Source organism: Nocardia colli (assembly GCF_008704205.1).
In the GTDB taxonomy this organism is placed as follows: Bacteria; Actinomycetota; Actinomycetes; order Mycobacteriales; family Mycobacteriaceae; genus Nocardia; species Nocardia colli.
The window spans coordinates 798,732-813,542 of record NZ_VXLC01000004.1; the positions used below are offsets into that span (position 1 = coordinate 798,732).

The window sequence follows — 14,811 nt, forward strand, 5'->3', positions numbered from 1 at the left end:
ATGGGACGTATCTGCCTGTGTGGATTGGTTACTCGATGTGTTCGGTGGTGGCGACGGAGATGGGGTCGCCGGCGATGAAGACGTCGAGGAGGAGGTCTTCGTCGTGGTAGCCGGCCAGGGCGGTGAGGCCGTGGGTGGTGCGGGCGATGGCGTGGACGTGGTCGCCGGAGAGCGGGTATTCGGGGACCTTGCGGCGCCAGTGCACGCAGAGCAGGGCGCCGTTGGGTTCGAGGTGGTCGACGGCTTGGGCGAAGGCGGTGCGCAGGCTGACCGAGTCGAGGTAGTAACAGACCTCGCTGAGCACGATCAGGTCGAAGTGTTCGTCGGGCCAGGGGTCGCCGAGCGCCCAGCGGCGGAATTCGACTGCGCCGCGCTCGGATTCGGGCAGCCGATCGATGCGGCGGCCGGCGGAGTCGAGGGCCTGGGCGGCGATGTCGGTGCAGACCAGGCGATCACAGCGGTCGGTGAGTTCGGCGGAGAGGGTGCCGATCGAACAGCCTGGCTCGAAGGCGTTGTGGTACCGGGTCTTCGGCAGCGCGGCCATGGTGAGCGCACGTTTGCGCTGTTCGTACCAGCGGGTGGTGAAGCCCCACGGGTCGGGATCGCGGGCGTACATATCGTCGAAATAGTCGGTGGCGAGCCTGGTTTCGCTCATACGAAGTACGTTTCCGTGTTGCCGGTGAACCGGTCCAGCACGTGCGGCGGCAGGATCGGCTGATCGGCGGGATCCTCCGACATCGGCAGGATCTGACTGTGGAATTGCGAGATGGCGCGCAACTTGGCGTCGACCGCCGTGCTGGGCAAGGTCAACGTCCGGGCGCGACTGCCAGGCACCACCGGGTGTTCTGGAGTTGCCCAGTGCCACATCCATACCGGGAACTCCAGTAGCCGGGTCGCGGTGCCCGCGCAGGCCGCGGCGGCGGCCCGGCCGACCGCTTCGTGATCGGGGTGGCCGTCGCGTCGCCAGGTGGTCGCGCACCACGCGCCCGCGTGGCCGCACTCGGTGAGGACGCGGGACAACGCTTCGGTCACCGCCGCTTCGGCGGCGGCCACTTTGCCGTCGCCGATACCTAGCCGAATCGGTGGTTCGACACCCAGTTCCGCTGCGGCGCGGCGGGATTCCGCTACGCGCAGATCCGCGAGCTCGGTCGGCGAACAGGTGGGGGAGCCCGGGTGCGACGCCTCGCCGTCGGTCACCGTGACGACCGTGACCGGCAGCCCGTGCGCGCGGGCCAGCGCGATCAAACCGCCGACGCCGAGCACCTCGTCGTCGGGATGCGGCGCGACGACGATCAAATGCCGCCAGCCCGTGAGGGACAACTCCGGTCGCCGGTGGCGCCACCGGGTCCAGGTGCGCTCCGGAGTGCCCCGGGCGGCTAGGTCGATCAGCGGTTCGGCAACCATGAGAACTCCTTTTCCGCGTAGGCACGGCCAAGATCGGCCAGATCTCGTTCCGCATGACTCTGGCGGAGATAGACGGTGAGGTCGGCGACGCGTCGTGCATGCTCGGCATCGGCGCACAGCGGACCGGCGCCGAGCGCACGCCCGACTCGATCGATGGTCGCCGACGCCGCGTCCTCGACCACCGCCCGCACCGCCCTGGCGCGCAGCCGCGCCGTGCCGGAACGGTCGTCCGGGTCGGCGTCGATCTGCCGTGCGGCATCCGTCAAACACAGTGCGGCGGCGTGTAATCCGCTCATGACCGCACCGAGGTGGGCCAGGGCGTGTTCGTCGGACGCGCGATCGTGCAGGGTGCGCGCGACGGCGCACGCCCCGCCGTACCAGCAGGCGGCGACGCCGATTGCACCGTGCCAGAACCCTGCTCGTGTCAGATACGCCCCGGGTTCTCCGACCGGCTCAGCGACCGCATCGGTGAAATCCACTGCACCGGAGTCGGATTCCGCCATACCCACGGCGTGCCAGGTACCGGGCACCGCACGAACGGAAGGTTGGCTGAGATCGACGGCGAACAACCGGCGCTCGTCCCCAACGCGCGCGGTGACCAGCGCATGCGTGCAGATCGTCGCGCCGGAACACCACGGCTTGCGCCCGTCCAGCCGCCACCGCCCGGCCTCGAATCGCGCCTGTAGCACCGGCTTCGGCGGCTCGGCGGCCCACACGCCCCAGATCTGGCCACGCTCGACGACCCCACCGCCGAGCTCCGCCAGAATCGCCTCGGCATCCGCGTGCGCCTCCACCATCCGTCCGATCACCACATTGCCGAAGGCGAAATCGGCGAGCGCGCGCCAGCGGTCGAGGGTGCGTCCGGATCCGGGATAGGGCAAGGCCAACCGACCGGCCTCCGCGAGTCGCTGGAGCGCGGTCGCGGTGGGCGCGGTGTCCAGGAGGTCAGTGGGCGGCATCAGGCGCTCCTGCTCTGTGCGCGATACGTGTTCTCCAGTCGCCGCAAATGCGCAGCGAACCCTTGCGGGGCGCGGCCGACCCGGCGCGCGGAGGTGCTGACGAGGACATCCTCGGCCCAGGCGATCCGGGCGCCGCCGGCCACCATGCGGGAGACCAGATCGACGTCCTCACCGGTGCGCAGGTGCCGGAACCCGTCGACCCGCCAGTACGCGTCGGCCCGGAAGCCGAGATTCGCGCCGTGGACATGCCCGTGGGCGCCGCCGGTGCCGTACTCCTTCTCATAGCGTTGCCGGGTAGCGGCGGCATGATCGGCCCAACTCCGCACGCCGACGATTCCGGCGACCACATCATTTCCCGCGTGCGCGTACGCCAGCTGGGCCTGCAACCACCGCTCATCGACTTCGGAGTCGGCATCCGTTGTCGCGAACCAGGTCTCGCCCGCACAGTTCGCGCCCGCATGCGCGAAACCCAACGCGCGGGCGGCGCCGACATTGCCTTCGTCGACGTGCAGCACCGCGACATTCGAGGTGGGCACGTCCGCGGAACCATCGGTGCACCCGTCGAGCACCAGCTGGACCCGGACCGGAACCTCGACGCGCCCGGCCGCGTGCGCCAATGCGGATAGGCAGGCGGGCAGCAGCCGCTCTTCGTTACGGACCGGAACGACGACCAGAATCCGCGCGACGGCACCACCGGAATCGGCTACTTCGAGCCGGTCGGCGGGCGGGATAAGGACTCTGTCGCGGGGACGGGAGTCGGTCATGCCCCCCGGCTACCCGGCGGCGGGCCGGGCAAACGGACAGCGAGTTTCGATGTGGTGAACCTCGCTGCTCTGCTTGGGCCGCGCGCGGGCGGGTATGACCCGCGCAGCGCGCCTTTCCGATGGGCGCGAACGAACAGGAGGACATCATGCTGGGACTCGGGATTATCGGGTGGATCATCATCGGCGGCCTTGCCGGGTGGATTGCCAGCAAGATCATGAAGACGGATGCTCAGCAGGGCATTCTGTTGAACATCGTCGTCGGCATTGTCGGCGGTCTGCTCGGCGGCTTCCTGCTGAAGCTGCTCGGCGTGGACGTCGAAGGCGGCGGGCTCTGGTTCAGCTTCTTCACCTGCATCGGCGGCGCCGTGATCCTGCTGTTCCTGGTCGGCCTGGTCACCGGTCGACGAGTTTCTCGATGACAGCGGCCGCCCAGCAGAACCGACTATGACGCGGAGGAGTCGAGGATGACCACGGTTGCGGAAATGATCGTCACTGCGCTGGCGGACGAAGGCGTCACCCAGGTCTGGGGTGTGGTCGGCGACGCGCTCAACCCGATCACCGACGCGATCCGCCGGGAGGATCGAATCGAATGGATCGGCGTGCGGCACGAAGAGGTCGCCGCCTACGCGGCGGGCGCGCAAGCCCAGCTCACCGGCACCATCGGGGTGTGCGCGGGCACCGTCGGTCCCGGTTCGATCCATCTGCTGGGCGGTCTCTACGACGCCAAGAAATCACACGCACCGGTGCTCGCCATCTGCGGTCAGGTGCCGACCTCCGAGATGGGCAGCGAGTACTTCCAGGAGGTCGACAACGACGCGGTGTTCCGGGATGTCTCGGAGTTCACCGCGACGGTCACCAATGCCGCGCAGATGCCGCGCCTGCTCGAACAGGCCGTGAACGCGGCGGTGTCGCGCCAGGGCGTCTCCGTGCTGACCATCCCGGGCGACATCGGTGGCCTGAAGCTGGACACCGATGTCCGCCCCCGGTTCGTCGCCCGTGACCGCACGACGGTGCCCGGCGTGACCGAGATCGTGCAGGCCGCGGAGACGCTGAACAAGGCGGACAAGGTCACCTTGCTCGTCGGCATCGGCGCGCGGGAAGCCCGCGACGAGGTGCTGCGGCTCGCCGAGCAACTCTCCGCGCCGATGGTGCTCACCATCAAGGCGAAAGAGGGCCTCGAACACGACAATCCGTATGCGGTCGGGCAGACCGGGTTGATCGGTAATCCCGCCGCCAATTCGGCGCTCGAGGACTGCGACGTGCTGTTCATGGTCGGCACCGACTTCCCGTACCGGGACTGGTATCCGACCGGCAAGACCGTCATCCAGCTGGACTCGCGGCTCGACCACATCGGTCGCCGCACCCCGGTCGATGTCGCGATGGTCGGCCACACCGGACCGTCACTGCGCGAACTCCTGCTCAAGCTGGACACGAAGTCCTCCGACAAGCACCTGAAGAAGGCGCAAACGGAGTATCAGCGCTGGACCGGCCTCCAGCAGCGCCTGGCCGAACCCAAGCACGACCGCAAACTCCTCGGCCGGATCCGCCGCCACCTGGACAACCCGGACCAGCTGATCCGCCCGGAAGCGGTGGCCGCCGCGGTCGATACGCACGCCGCCGACGACGCGATCTTCACCTCGGACACCGGCATGTCCACGGTCTGGCTGTCCCGATTCCTCAGCCTGCGCGGCTCGCGCCGATTGATCGGCTCGTACAACTTCGGGTCGATGGCCAACGCCATGCCGCAGGCGCTCGGCGCGCAGATCCTCGATCGGGACCGCCAGGTCGTCGCCTTCTGCGGCGACGGCGGGCTGATGATGCTGCTCGGCGACCTGCGCACCGCGGTCACCTACGACCTGCCGGTCACGCTGGTGGTGTTCAACAACGGACGCCTCGGCATGGTCAAACTCGAGCAGGAAGAGGGTGGCCTGCCCGAATTCGGCACCGTGCTGGACAACCCGGATCTGGCCGCGGTCGCCGCCGCGATGGGTCTGCACTCGCGCCGGGTGACCGATCCCGAGGATCTGGACGAGGCGGTCGCGGCGGCCTTCGCCGAACGCAAGCCGGTGCTCCTCGATGTCGTCACCAATCCCGACGAGATCTCCATCCCGCCGAAACCGACCTTCGACCAGGCGTGGGGCTTCGCCATCGCCAAGGTCAAGGAGACCCTGGAGAGTCGGACATAACGGGCCGCCGGCCGCGGTGACCTGCGGCCGGTCCGATCATCGGCGGATCCCATGACAACGGGTCTCGGAATGGTTACTGTCCGAGAACATTCCAAGGTGATCGGGGTGGGGCACGGTTCGTGTCTCTGCGTGTCCCGATGATCTGTTCGAAATCGGGAGAACGCGTGAGATTCACAAGAGCTGGTGCGCTGCTCGCGGCGGCGCTCATGGCCACAAGCCTGGGGCTGACCGCATGCTCGTCGGACGACGGTGGCGATGCCGACATCGTCACGACCAACGCCGGCGAGCCACAGAATCCCTTGGTGCCCACCAACACCAACGAGAACATGGGCGGACGCGTCGTCGACCGGCTGTATTCGGGGCTGAAGTACTACGACGCCAGCGGTGTGGCGCACGACGAGCTGGCGCAGTCGATCGAGACGACGGACCGGAAGAACTACAAGATCACCATCAAGCCGGACTGGAAGTTCTCCGACGGCACGGCGGTGACCGCGAAGTCCTTCGTCGACGCCTGGAACTACGGCGCCCTCGGTACCAACGCCCAGCTGCAGAGCTACGTCTTCGCACCCATCGTCGGCTTCGACGAGGTGCAGGCGAAAGACGCGAAGGTGCAGACGATGTCGGGGTTGAAGGTGGTCGATGACAAGACCTTCACCGTGGCGTTGAAGCAGCCGTCGATCGACTTCGAGACCGAGCTCGGCTACGCGCCGTTCTACCCGCTGCCCGAGGCCGCGTTCAAGGATATGAAGGCGTTCGGCGAGAACCCGATCGGCAACGGCCCGTACAAATTCGCGAAAAACGGTGCGTGGCAGCACAACGTGCAGATCGACCTGGTGCCGAACCCCGAATACAAGGGCGGCCGCCCGGCCAAGAACAAGGGCCTGCGGTTCGTGATGTACCAGACCTTCGAGACGGCCTACGCCGATCTGCTGGCGGGCAACCTGGACACGCTCGACGTCATTCCGGACAGCGCGATGGCGAGCTACAAGAAGGATCTCGGCGATCGCGCGATCACCAAGCCGATCGCGTACAAGGCGGCCATCGGCATCCAGACCAACGCACCGCACTTCGGCGGCCAGGAAGGCCTGCTGCGTCGCCGGGCGCTGTCGATGGCGATCAACCGAGAACAGATCAGCCAGAACATCTTCCACGGTCTGCGGCTGCCTGCGCGGGACTTCACCGCCCGCACCCTGCCCGGGTTCAACGAGCACCTGCCCGGGGTAGAGGCGTTGGATTACAACCCGGAAGAAGCCAAGAAGGTGTGGGCCCAGGCCAACGCCATCTCCCCGTGGTCGGGTACTTACGAAATCGCCTACAACTCCGACGGCGGCCACCAGGGCTGGATCGAGGCCACGGCGAACAGCATCAAGAACACCCTCGGCATCGAGGCCATCGGCACGCCGTACCCGACGTTCAAGACCATCCGGGACGCGATCAACGCGAAGACCATCGGCAAGGCGTTCCGCTACGGCTGGCAGGGTGACTACCCGACCATGCTGCAGTTCCTCACCTCGCAGTACTACAGCTTCTCCGACGGGAACAACGTCAACTACGACAACCCGGAGTTCGACGCCCTGCTGAACGCGGCGCTGGCGGCGCCGACGCTGGAGGAGTCCTACAAGATCGTCGGCCAGGCGCAGGCGCTGCTGCTCCGGGACATGGTCGACATCCCGATGTTCGACTACGTGGCCGCCGCGGGCCGCTCGGACAAGGTCAAGAAGGCCGAGCTGGCCTGGAACGGCCTGTTCGACTTCGAGGGCATCGAGAAGTAATACCGGCAGAACGCGAGAGCCCGCCGACGCATGTTGCGCCGGCGGGCTTTTCGTTTCAGGTCAGCCCTGCGGCGTTGGTACGACGATCATTTCGGCGATGTTCACCCGCTTCGGGGCCGCGATCGCGTAGGCGATCGCGTCCGCGATGTCCTCGGCGACAAGGGTTCCGATATCGCTGCGCCACCCGGCGAGGACGGTCTTCTGGTCCTCGTCGAGCATGCCCGCGCCGAGTTCGGTGCTGACGAAACCGGGTTCGATGGTCTTCACCCGGACGCCGCGCGGACCGAACTCGGTGCGCAGGTTGCGGGTCAGGTGGGCGACCGCGGCCTTGGTCGCGCAATAGACGCCGTAGTTGGGGAACGGCAGGTGCCCGCCGACCGAGCCGACATGCAGCAGATCGGCCCGTTCGCCGTTGCCCGCCGCGGCGAGCAGGTCATCGATGAAAGCCCTTCCGGTGTAGAGCAATCCGTTGATGTTCGTGCCGACCATCTGCTCCCACTCGTCGGTCTGTGCCGACTCGAACGGGGCGCCGAGCATGACGCCCGCGTTGGCGACGACCAGATCGACCGGACCGAACGCCGCCCGCACGGTCGCCGCGGCGTCCCGCACCGACTGCTGCACGGCCACGTCGGCGGTCACCGCGAGCACCTCGCCACCGATCCGATCGGCCAGTTCTTCGAGCCGATCCTTGCGCCGCCCGAGCAGCGCGACCTTCGCGCCGTCGGCGGCGAGCCGCTGCGCGGTGGCGGCGCCGATTCCACTGGAAGCTCCGGTGACGACCGCGACGCGGCCGGTGAGGTTGTTTGTCATGAGGACAACATTCGCGCTGGTCAGCGGGTTGTGCCAGGGGGCGGACTTCCTGGTAGCGGGAGGGCCACCCAGCCGGCCGGACCCTCGCCTACGCTCGAAGAATGGATTCGGACAACCGATTGGGCGTCTTTCTCCGGGCAAGGCGCGAGCTGGTTCGCCCGGAGGATTTCGGGATGTCCGGCGGCGGCCAGCGCCGGGTGGCCGGGCTGCGCCGCGAGGAAGTCGCCATGCTCGCTGGAATGAGTGCCGACTATTACGTGCGGCTGGAGCAAGGACGGGACAAGCATCCGTCCGAGCAGGTGGTGGCTGCGTTGGCGCGGGTGTTCGCGCTCGACGACGAGGGCGCCGCGCACCTGCGTGAGCTGGCCCGTCCGGTGGTGCGGCGGCGACGGGCGCCGCAGCGTCCCGAACGGGTGAGTCCAGGGTTGCTGGCCTTGATGCAGGCGTGGCAGGACACGCCCGCGCTGGTTCTCGGCCGGCACCTGGACGTGCTCGCCGCGAACCCGCTGGCGGTCGCGGTCAATGCCTGTTCGGTGCCGGGGATCAACCAGGTCAGGATGATGTTTCTCGATCCGGAGGCGCGAAACATCTACCCGGACTGGGCGATTCATGCCGCGGAGACGGTGGCGAGTCTGCGGGCGAGCGCGGGCGATCTCGACGATCCGCACCTGACCGAGCTGGTCGGCGAACTGTCCTTGAAGAGCGACGACTTCCGGCGGCTGTGGGCGCGGCACGACATCAGGGGGAAGACGGCGGGGCTCAAGCGCTTCGTCAATCCGATGGTCGGTGAGTTGAAACTGTCGTACGAGACGTTCTCGGTGAACGGGGCGCCCGGGCAGCTGCTCATCGCTTACCACGCGGAACCTGGCTCCGAGTCCGAGCGTGCGTTGGCCTTGCTCGGCAGCATGGCCGCCACCGGGGATGCGGTGCCGCACGAATCACGTGCCGCGGTGCGCGACTAGCCGGTTCGATCAACGGTCCGTTTCCTGGCGAGGGGGGTGGCGGCTGGCCATACTCGATCGAGGGCGTTGCTTCCCGGATAGCTCTGTGTCGTTCGCCGGTAACTCGATTCGCGGAGCGGCGGCGGGGCTACTCTCGGTATGCGGTCGGTGACGCGAATTCGATTGTGGCTGGAGCTGATTGGGGCGATGGTGACCGGAGAATCGACGACGGCGGGTGAACTGCTGGCGGCGGCGCGTGCGTTCGCGCCGGAACTGGCGACGCGGCGGCAGGAGATCGATGCGGCGCGGCAACTGCCGCGCGACATCGTCGAGCGGCTGCGTGCCATGGGTATCTACGGGATGGGATTCAGTGCCGAGCTCGGCGGGCCGGGGCTGACCTCGCTGGAGCAGATGGAAGTCTTCGAGGCCCTGGCGTACGGCGATACCGCCACCGGGTGGTGCGCGATGATCGGGGCGGCGACCGGCATCTACGCGGGGTTCCTGGACAAACAGGCCCTCGCCGAGCTGATCCCGACGCGCGACCTGATCACCTCCGGGCTGATCGCGCCAGCAGGCCGGGCGGTGCGGACCGATGGCGGCTACCGGCTGACCGGCCGCTGGAAACTGGGTAGCGCGATCAACCACGCCGACCTCGTGGTGGCCGGCGCGATGATCTTCGACGGCGACGTCGTGGCGATGGCCGACGGAGCCCCGATCGCGAAGATGTTCTTCATGCGCCGCGATCAGGTCCAGGTGTTCGACACCTGGGACAGCACCGGCCTGCGCGGCAGCGGCAGCAACGATTACGCGACCGACGACCTCTTCATCCCTGAACATCACTGCTTCGACTTCTACGAACCCCGAAGCGGCACAGGTAAACTCGCCGAACCGGAGACCCTCGCCCGGGTGATGCCCGGCATCCCGCTCGGCGCGACGCGGGCCGCCCTGGACTACGTCCGCGAGCTCGCGCAGGGCAAGGTCGTGGCGACCACCGGGCAGAAGTGGGCGGACAACTATCGGGCGCAATACATTCTGGGCGAGTGCGAGATGGAGTACATCGTCGCGCGGGGCGCGGTGGTCGACAGCCTGCGCACGCTGTGGGATGCGTTGGACGAGAACCGGTTTGCCGATATCCCGGCGGACATCCGGATCCAGACCTTGCTCACCCGCACCCATTCCTACCGCGCCTGCCGCCGCATCATCGCCCGCCTGTGCGAGCTGGTCGGCACCGAATCGGTGTACAAGCCGAGCCCGCTCGACGTCTGGTTGCGCGATATGAGCACCATGACAACGCATCTCATGGCGCACGACCAAATGATCCAGACGGCGGGCGCGTTCCTGCTCGGCGGCCGGCCGGAATTCCCGCTCGTGCTCGGTGTGCGTTAGCCGACCCGTTTGACGTAGCGGTGGCACGGTACGTCGATGGTGCCCGTCGGGCCGGGTGCGTCGAGCATGAACAGGCCTTCGTCGGACCAGCCGTTGTTCGCGTAGAACTTGCGGGCACGCGCGTTGCCCGGCACGACGGCCAGCCACGCTCGCTGATGGCCGTTGTCACGCACCCGGGATTCCGCCGCCGCCAGCAGGATCGGGGCAATGCCGGCGCCGCGGTGGTCGGCGGCGACGTAGACCTGATTCACCTCGTCGTCGATCACCATCACGAACCCGGCGATCGCGTCGCCGACCGTCGCGACGGTGGTATTCGAGAGGTATTGCACCGCACGGGTATCGAAGGATTCGCGGGTGCGGGCCACGATCAACGCGTCGGGCACGTTCCCCAGGTGCGCGTCGCCCCAGCCCGAGTACCAGATCTCGGCGACCGTCGCCGCATCCTCCGGCCGCGCCGCCCGCAGCACCACCGCCGCAACACTGTCGACCATTCGCGCACTCTACGAGATGGCACCGAAGATCCACACCCCTTCTCGGCATCCGCACTGGTCAGCGGCATCTGGATCAGGCATGCGGGCACCTGCGTCTGCTGTCGGCAGACACAGCGACTTTCGATGGTCCGCGCGCGATAGACCTGATCCATGATCGAAACATCGCACCTGGACTACCGAGGTCAACTAGCCGATCGATTGTTCCGCCACCGGACCATCCAACTGACCGGCGAGGTCGACGACGCGATGGCCGAGCGGGCCTGCACCGAACTGGTGCTGCTGGCCAGCGAGGACAACAAGCGCGACATCGTCATCTACATCAATTCGCCGGGCGGGTCCGTGCTCGCCGGGCTGGCCATCTACGACACGATGAAGCTGATCCCCAACGACGTGGTCACCGTGGCCGTCGGCTTCGCCGCGAGCATGGGGCAGGTGCTGCTCGCCTCGGGCACCAAGGGCAAGCGAATCAGCTTGGCGCACAGCCGGATCATGATGCATCAGCCGTCGGCCGGCATCGGCGGCACCGCCATGGACATCGCGATCCAGGCGGAGAACCTGGAGTACATGAAGCTGCAGTCGGAGCAGATTCTCGCCGCGGAGACCGGTCATTCGCTGGAGGAGATCCGCACCGACAGCGACCGCGACCGCTGGTTCACGCCGGAACAGGCGCGCGAATACGGCATCGTCGACGAGATCGCGGCCGGCTTCGCCCAGATCGCACCCTTCACCAACGCACACCGAGCGGGGTTGTGACCATGTCCCAGTACACGATTCCGCATGTCATCGAACGCACCCCGAACGGCGAGCGCTCCTTCGACGTGTTCAGCCGGCTGCTCAACGACCGAATCATCTTCTTGGGCACCGAGATCGACGACGGCGTCGCGAATGTCGTGATGGCGCAACTGCTGCACCTCGAGTCGGAGTCGCCCGATCGCGAGATCAGCCTGTACATCAACTCGCCGGGCGGCTCGAACACGGCGATGCTGGCCATCTACGACACCATGCAGTTCATGCGGACGCCGGTGGAGACCTACGCCATGGGTCAGGCGGTCTCGGCGGCCGCGGTGCTGCTGTCGGCGGGCACGCCCGGGCGGCGCTATGTGCTCAACCACTCCCGGGTGCTGCTGCATCAGCCGTCGGCGCAGGGGCAGGGCACCATCTCGGACCTGGCCTTGCAGGCGGCGGAGGTGATGCGGATTCGCGCGCAGACCGAGGCCATCCTCAGCAAGCACACCGGTCAGAGCGTCGAACAGCTGCGCAAGGACACCGCACGGGATCGGGTGTTCACCGCACAGGAGGCCGTGGAGTACGGCCTGGCCGACGAGCTGATCTTCACCCGCGATCGCTGACGGCTAGGCCGCCAGCAGTTGGACGTGCGCCTCGGCGATCGGGCGGCGGCGCAGCTGCCGCAGTGCGCCCAGTCGCCGAGCGCCGCGGAACAGCAGCGACTCGACCGGCATGCCCAGCGCGTCGCAGATCGAGTGCAGCATCTCCGAGGACGCTTCCTTGCGTCCGCGTTCGATCTCGGACAGGTACTGCTTGGACATGCCGACCGCGTCCGCGACCTCGGCCAGCGTGCGGTCCTGATCCCGGCGCTCGTCGCGCAGCACCTCGCCGTAGACGGAACGCAGCAGCGGTGAGACCGTCGCGACCTCGCGCGGTGCGGGTGTCTCGACCCGGTTCCGGCGCGGCTCGCTACGACGGTGCGCATCGAGATCGACTACGACGCCATCCTCTTCTGCTGCCATATCGACGAGTCTTACACCTCGCGGAACCGATCCGGTCCATGTTCGCCCACGGCAGACAACTACGCCGCGACCAGGGTCAGCCGGGCGGCGCAGGCGCGCAGCAGGTCGAGCAGGGCCGGGTCGTGGACGGCGATGCGACCGGTGGTGCCGATCGCGGCCAGCGCGCCGACCAGCGCACCGTCGTCGGCGTGCACCGGCACGGCGAGGGCGCTGCGGCCGACGCGGCATTCGTCGACCTCGGTGGCCACGTTGGTGGTGGCGACCCGGCGGAGTTCCTCGGTGAGCAGGGCGGCGGAGGTGATGGTTGTCGCGGTGACTCTGCGCAGCGGTCCGCCTGCGAGTTCCGGGTGCGCGGCGAGCAGGAGTTTGCCGATCGCCGAGGCATGCAGGTGCGTGCCGAGGAGGTGTTCGCCGCCGAGTTCGTGGTCGGGGTCCTTGTCTATCAACCGAACTCGATTGCCGGTGAACGCGGCCAGGTGGATGCCGAAGCGGATTTGTGCGCGCAGTTCGTCGAGCACATGGCGGTTGTCCGCAGGCGGCGGTGCGGCACCGGCGAGTTCGCGGGTGCGGCGGCCGAGGGCGAAGCCGGACAGGTCCTCGATGCGCACCAGGTAGCCGTCGGCGACGAGCAGGTTCAGCAGCCGGTAGGCGGTCGCGGGCGGGATACCGGTATGCGCGGCAATGCTTTTGGCGGTGGCGCCGGAGCCGAGCCGGGCCACCGCCTCGAGCAGGGCCAGTGCCTTCTGCACGGCGCGCGGTTCGTGGCCGCTCGGCGCGCCCTGGCGGTGCTGGGTGGTCATGGCCCGCTGGCGTCGGTGTGCCGCGCGCCGACCAGGGCGATGGTGCCGCGCGCGTTGACGGCGAACACCCCGGCGCCGGGTAGGACATCGGCCGATTCGGGACTGTCGAAAACTCCTATGGTGGTGAGGGTTCGAGGGTGAGCGACGCGTAAGTACCGGTGCCACAACAGGCTTGCCGCGGCCACCGAGACCGCGGTCGCGGCAAAGGCGAGAATGCTGCCCGGAGTGCCGAATACGAGCAGGGCACCGAACATCGCGGCGATCGCGGTGCCGCCGATCCGGGCGAAATAGGTATCCAGCGGACGTATTTCATGGATTCGCCGCAAGAACCGCACCGATGCGACCGCCACCAGCAGATAGGCGGCGGCGATCGCGGTGCGGACGATCATTTTCGCTTCGTTCGGCACACCATCGAGCGCGACGAACACCATGTCGCCCGCGGCCACGGCGAGCACGATCGCCGCGAGCGCGACCTGCGGGGTGCGCAGGCGCCGGTTCACCCGGGTGAACACGCGTGGCAGCACGCCTTCCAGGCTCATCGAATAGACCAGCCGGGACGCGGCATTCGACGACGCCATCGAGGACGCCAGCCACGAGCAGGTGAGCCCGATATCGAGCACGATGACCACGAGCGGACTCACCCCGGTCGCCGTGCCGTGCAGATAGGCGTTGACCAGAACACCGGCCCGCCCGGACCACGCCGCCCAGGCGGCGAAGATGAACAGCGCGCCGCACAGCACCGGGGTGAACAGGACGGTCCGCGGCACCGTCACCAGCGGCCGCCGGGTCTCGGGCGCGAAGAACGTGGCGCTCTCGAAACCGGCCAGCGCGAACAGCGCCGACAGGGCCACGAGCAGCACGCCGGGTCCGTCGGTACTCGGCGCGGTGATCGGTACCTCGCCCGGTGTGCCGGACAGCAGCATCAATCCGGCGATGAAGGTCAGCGAGCACGCCTCGACCGCGAGGATCACCACCGCGGCGAACCGCACACCGCGCACGAGCGCGCCACCGATGGCCGCCGCGATCGCCAGATAGACGGCCGCAACGCGCCACCCGTGCAGGTGGACGCCGAGCTGTGCCGCGACCGCGATCGCCGACTGCCCGCCGAAATACATGGTCAGCGCCGCACTCCCGAGGTATTTCACCAGCATGCCGACGCCGCAGGTCAGTGCCGCCCGGGTACCCAACCCCTGGAACACGAACGTGTACAGACCTCCGGACGCGGCCAGCCGCCGGGCGAATTGCGCGACGCAGCCGGCGATCAGCGTGGTCACCACCGTCGCGACGACGATCGTGATCAGCCCCGGCAGCAACGTCTCGTGGCTCAGCATGGTGACCGGCAGCAGCACCATCGACGCGGCTGGCGCCGTCGTCGCGACCGACTGACCGAGCAGCTCGGCGCCGGACAGCTGCCTGCGCCCCAGGGCGCGCAGCGGCGAGACCGCCGGGCGCTCCGGCTCACCCGCCGAAAAGGACCGCGCGACGGCGTCGGCCAGAGCAGTCATCAGCCACACCTCCACACGCACACCTTGTGCGGTGAGGCTATCGGC

At 68.0% G+C, this 14,811-nt stretch carries 16 protein-coding genes; 7 read left to right on the forward strand and 9 right to left on the reverse strand.

Going from position 1 to position 14,811, the window contains the following annotated elements; translation table 11 throughout:
- Positions 1–28: 28 nt before the first annotated feature.
- From F3087_RS15725 to F3087_RS15740, 4 genes are read right to left on the reverse strand one after another with little or no spacing between them, the layout of a single operon-like run.
- Complete coding sequence (locus F3087_RS15725; RefSeq protein WP_150402625.1) at positions 29–655, reverse strand: class I SAM-dependent DNA methyltransferase; 627 nt, start codon at positions 653–655, stop codon at positions 29–31.
- Entirely contained in the window at positions 652–1,404 is a 753-nt protein-coding gene (locus tag F3087_RS15730; RefSeq protein WP_150402626.1) for a PIG-L deacetylase family protein, read from the reverse strand. Before F3087_RS15730 ends, F3087_RS15725 begins: the two co-directional genes overlap by 4 nt.
- The gene (locus F3087_RS15735; RefSeq protein WP_150402627.1) at positions 1,386–2,363 is read right to left on the reverse strand and encodes an acyl-CoA dehydrogenase family protein; all 978 of its coding nucleotides are present in this window, start codon (positions 2,361–2,363) and stop codon (positions 1,386–1,388) included. The genes F3087_RS15730 and F3087_RS15735 overlap by 19 nt, the downstream gene beginning before the upstream one ends.
- Entirely contained in the window at positions 2,363–3,127 is a 765-nt protein-coding gene (locus tag F3087_RS15740; RefSeq protein WP_150402628.1) for a glycosyltransferase, read from the reverse strand. The genes F3087_RS15735 and F3087_RS15740 overlap by 1 nt, the downstream gene beginning before the upstream one ends.
- 146 nt (positions 3,128–3,273) lie before the next feature.
- Here F3087_RS15740 and F3087_RS15745 point away from each other — a divergent pair, with 146 nt between their 5' ends.
- From F3087_RS15745 to F3087_RS15755, 3 genes are all read left to right on the forward strand, one after another.
- The gene (locus tag F3087_RS15745; protein ID WP_150402629.1) at positions 3,274–3,546 is read left to right on the forward strand and encodes a GlsB/YeaQ/YmgE family stress response membrane protein; all 273 of its coding nucleotides are present in this window, start codon (positions 3,274–3,276) and stop codon (positions 3,544–3,546) included.
- Between the two features lie 45 nt (positions 3,547–3,591).
- Positions 3,592–5,313 carry a thiamine pyrophosphate-dependent enzyme gene (locus tag F3087_RS15750; RefSeq protein WP_150402630.1) on the forward strand — a complete coding sequence of 574 codons (1,722 nt, stop codon included), beginning with the start codon at positions 3,592–3,594 and terminating at the stop codon, positions 5,311–5,313.
- 206 nt (positions 5,314–5,519) lie between these two features.
- The gene (locus F3087_RS15755) at positions 5,520–7,085 is read left to right on the forward strand and encodes a peptide ABC transporter substrate-binding protein (protein WP_150402904.1); all 1,566 of its coding nucleotides are present in this window, start codon (positions 5,520–5,522) and stop codon (positions 7,083–7,085) included.
- A gap of 60 nt (positions 7,086–7,145) precedes the next feature.
- Here F3087_RS15755 and F3087_RS15760 read toward each other — a convergent pair whose 3' ends face one another.
- Positions 7,146–7,895, reverse strand: a complete 750-nt coding sequence (locus F3087_RS15760) for an SDR family oxidoreductase (RefSeq protein WP_150402631.1) — start codon at positions 7,893–7,895, stop codon at positions 7,146–7,148.
- A gap of 101 nt (positions 7,896–7,996) precedes the next feature.
- On the opposite strand from F3087_RS15760, the gene F3087_RS15765 reads away from it, so the two are divergent.
- Together F3087_RS15765 and F3087_RS15770 are read left to right on the forward strand one after the other, a co-directional pair.
- Positions 7,997–8,857 (forward strand): helix-turn-helix transcriptional regulator, encoded by an 861-nt coding sequence (locus F3087_RS15765; RefSeq protein WP_150402632.1) that lies wholly within the window; start codon positions 7,997–7,999, stop codon positions 8,855–8,857.
- Between the two features lie 147 nt (positions 8,858–9,004).
- Positions 9,005–10,222 carry an acyl-CoA dehydrogenase family protein gene (locus tag F3087_RS15770; protein ID WP_223885089.1) on the forward strand — a complete coding sequence of 406 codons (1,218 nt, stop codon included), beginning with the start codon at positions 9,005–9,007 and terminating at the stop codon, positions 10,220–10,222.
- On the opposite strand, the gene F3087_RS15775 is transcribed toward F3087_RS15770, so the two are convergent.
- A complete protein-coding gene (locus F3087_RS15775) occupies positions 10,219–10,713 on the reverse strand; it encodes a GNAT family N-acetyltransferase (protein WP_150402633.1) in 495 nt (164 codons plus the stop codon). The two genes, F3087_RS15770 and F3087_RS15775, sit on opposite strands and share 4 nt — an antisense overlap.
- A gap of 150 nt (positions 10,714–10,863) precedes the next feature.
- On the opposite strand from F3087_RS15775, the gene F3087_RS15780 reads away from it, so the two are divergent.
- Both F3087_RS15780 and F3087_RS15785 read left to right on the forward strand, forming a co-directional pair.
- Positions 10,864–11,466, forward strand: a complete 603-nt coding sequence (locus F3087_RS15780; protein ID WP_150402634.1) for a ClpP family protease — start codon at positions 10,864–10,866, stop codon at positions 11,464–11,466.
- Positions 11,467–11,468: 2 nt separating this feature from the next.
- Complete coding sequence (locus F3087_RS15785; protein WP_150402635.1) at positions 11,469–12,062, forward strand: ClpP family protease; 594 nt, start codon at positions 11,469–11,471, stop codon at positions 12,060–12,062.
- A 3-nt stretch (positions 12,063–12,065) separates the two neighbouring features.
- Here F3087_RS15785 and F3087_RS15790 read toward each other — a convergent pair whose 3' ends face one another.
- From F3087_RS15790 to F3087_RS15800, 3 genes are read right to left on the reverse strand one after another with little or no spacing between them, the layout of a single operon-like run.
- Positions 12,066–12,461: a helix-turn-helix domain-containing protein gene (locus tag F3087_RS15790; protein WP_150402636.1), complete on the reverse strand. Its 396-nt coding sequence runs from the start codon at positions 12,459–12,461 to the stop codon at positions 12,066–12,068.
- 59 nt (positions 12,462–12,520) lie between these two features.
- Positions 12,521–13,261 carry an IclR family transcriptional regulator gene (locus F3087_RS15795; RefSeq protein WP_150402637.1) on the reverse strand — a complete coding sequence of 247 codons (741 nt, stop codon included), beginning with the start codon at positions 13,259–13,261 and terminating at the stop codon, positions 12,521–12,523.
- Positions 13,258–14,766 carry an APC family permease gene (locus F3087_RS15800; RefSeq protein WP_150402638.1) on the reverse strand — a complete coding sequence of 503 codons (1,509 nt, stop codon included), beginning with the start codon at positions 14,764–14,766 and terminating at the stop codon, positions 13,258–13,260. The genes F3087_RS15795 and F3087_RS15800 overlap by 4 nt, the downstream gene beginning before the upstream one ends.
- Positions 14,767–14,811 lie beyond the last annotated feature (45 nt).

Coding starts and splice junctions, on each gene's coding strand:
- F3087_RS15725 (WP_150402625.1), bottom strand. CDS start 655: ATGAGCGAAACCAGGCTCGCCACCGACTATTTCGACGATATGTACGCC.
- F3087_RS15730 (WP_150402626.1), bottom strand. CDS start 1,404: ATGGTTGCCGAACCGCTGATCGACCTAGCCGCCCGGGGCACTCCGGAG.
- F3087_RS15735 (WP_150402627.1), bottom strand. CDS start 2,363: ATGCCGCCCACTGACCTCCTGGACACCGCGCCCACCGCGACCGCGCTC.
- F3087_RS15740 (WP_150402628.1), bottom strand. CDS start 3,127: ATGACCGACTCCCGTCCCCGCGACAGAGTCCTTATCCCGCCCGCCGAC.
- F3087_RS15745 (WP_150402629.1), top strand. CDS start 3,274: ATGCTGGGACTCGGGATTATCGGGTGGATCATCATCGGCGGCCTTGCC.
- F3087_RS15750 (WP_150402630.1), top strand. CDS start 3,592: ATGACCACGGTTGCGGAAATGATCGTCACTGCGCTGGCGGACGAAGGC.
- F3087_RS15755 (WP_150402904.1), top strand. CDS start 5,520: ATGGCCACAAGCCTGGGGCTGACCGCATGCTCGTCGGACGACGGTGGC.
- F3087_RS15760 (WP_150402631.1), bottom strand. CDS start 7,895: ATGACAAACAACCTCACCGGCCGCGTCGCGGTCGTCACCGGAGCTTCC.
- F3087_RS15765 (WP_150402632.1), top strand. CDS start 7,997: ATGGATTCGGACAACCGATTGGGCGTCTTTCTCCGGGCAAGGCGCGAG.
- F3087_RS15775 (WP_150402633.1), bottom strand. CDS start 10,713: ATGGTCGACAGTGTTGCGGCGGTGGTGCTGCGGGCGGCGCGGCCGGAG.
- F3087_RS15780 (WP_150402634.1), top strand. CDS start 10,864: ATGATCGAAACATCGCACCTGGACTACCGAGGTCAACTAGCCGATCGA.
- F3087_RS15785 (WP_150402635.1), top strand. CDS start 11,469: ATGTCCCAGTACACGATTCCGCATGTCATCGAACGCACCCCGAACGGC.
- F3087_RS15790 (WP_150402636.1), bottom strand. CDS start 12,461: ATGGCAGCAGAAGAGGATGGCGTCGTAGTCGATCTCGATGCGCACCGT.
- F3087_RS15795 (WP_150402637.1), bottom strand. CDS start 13,261: ATGACCACCCAGCACCGCCAGGGCGCGCCGAGCGGCCACGAACCGCGC.
- F3087_RS15800 (WP_150402638.1), bottom strand. CDS start 14,766: ATGACTGCTCTGGCCGACGCCGTCGCGCGGTCCTTTTCGGCGGGTGAG.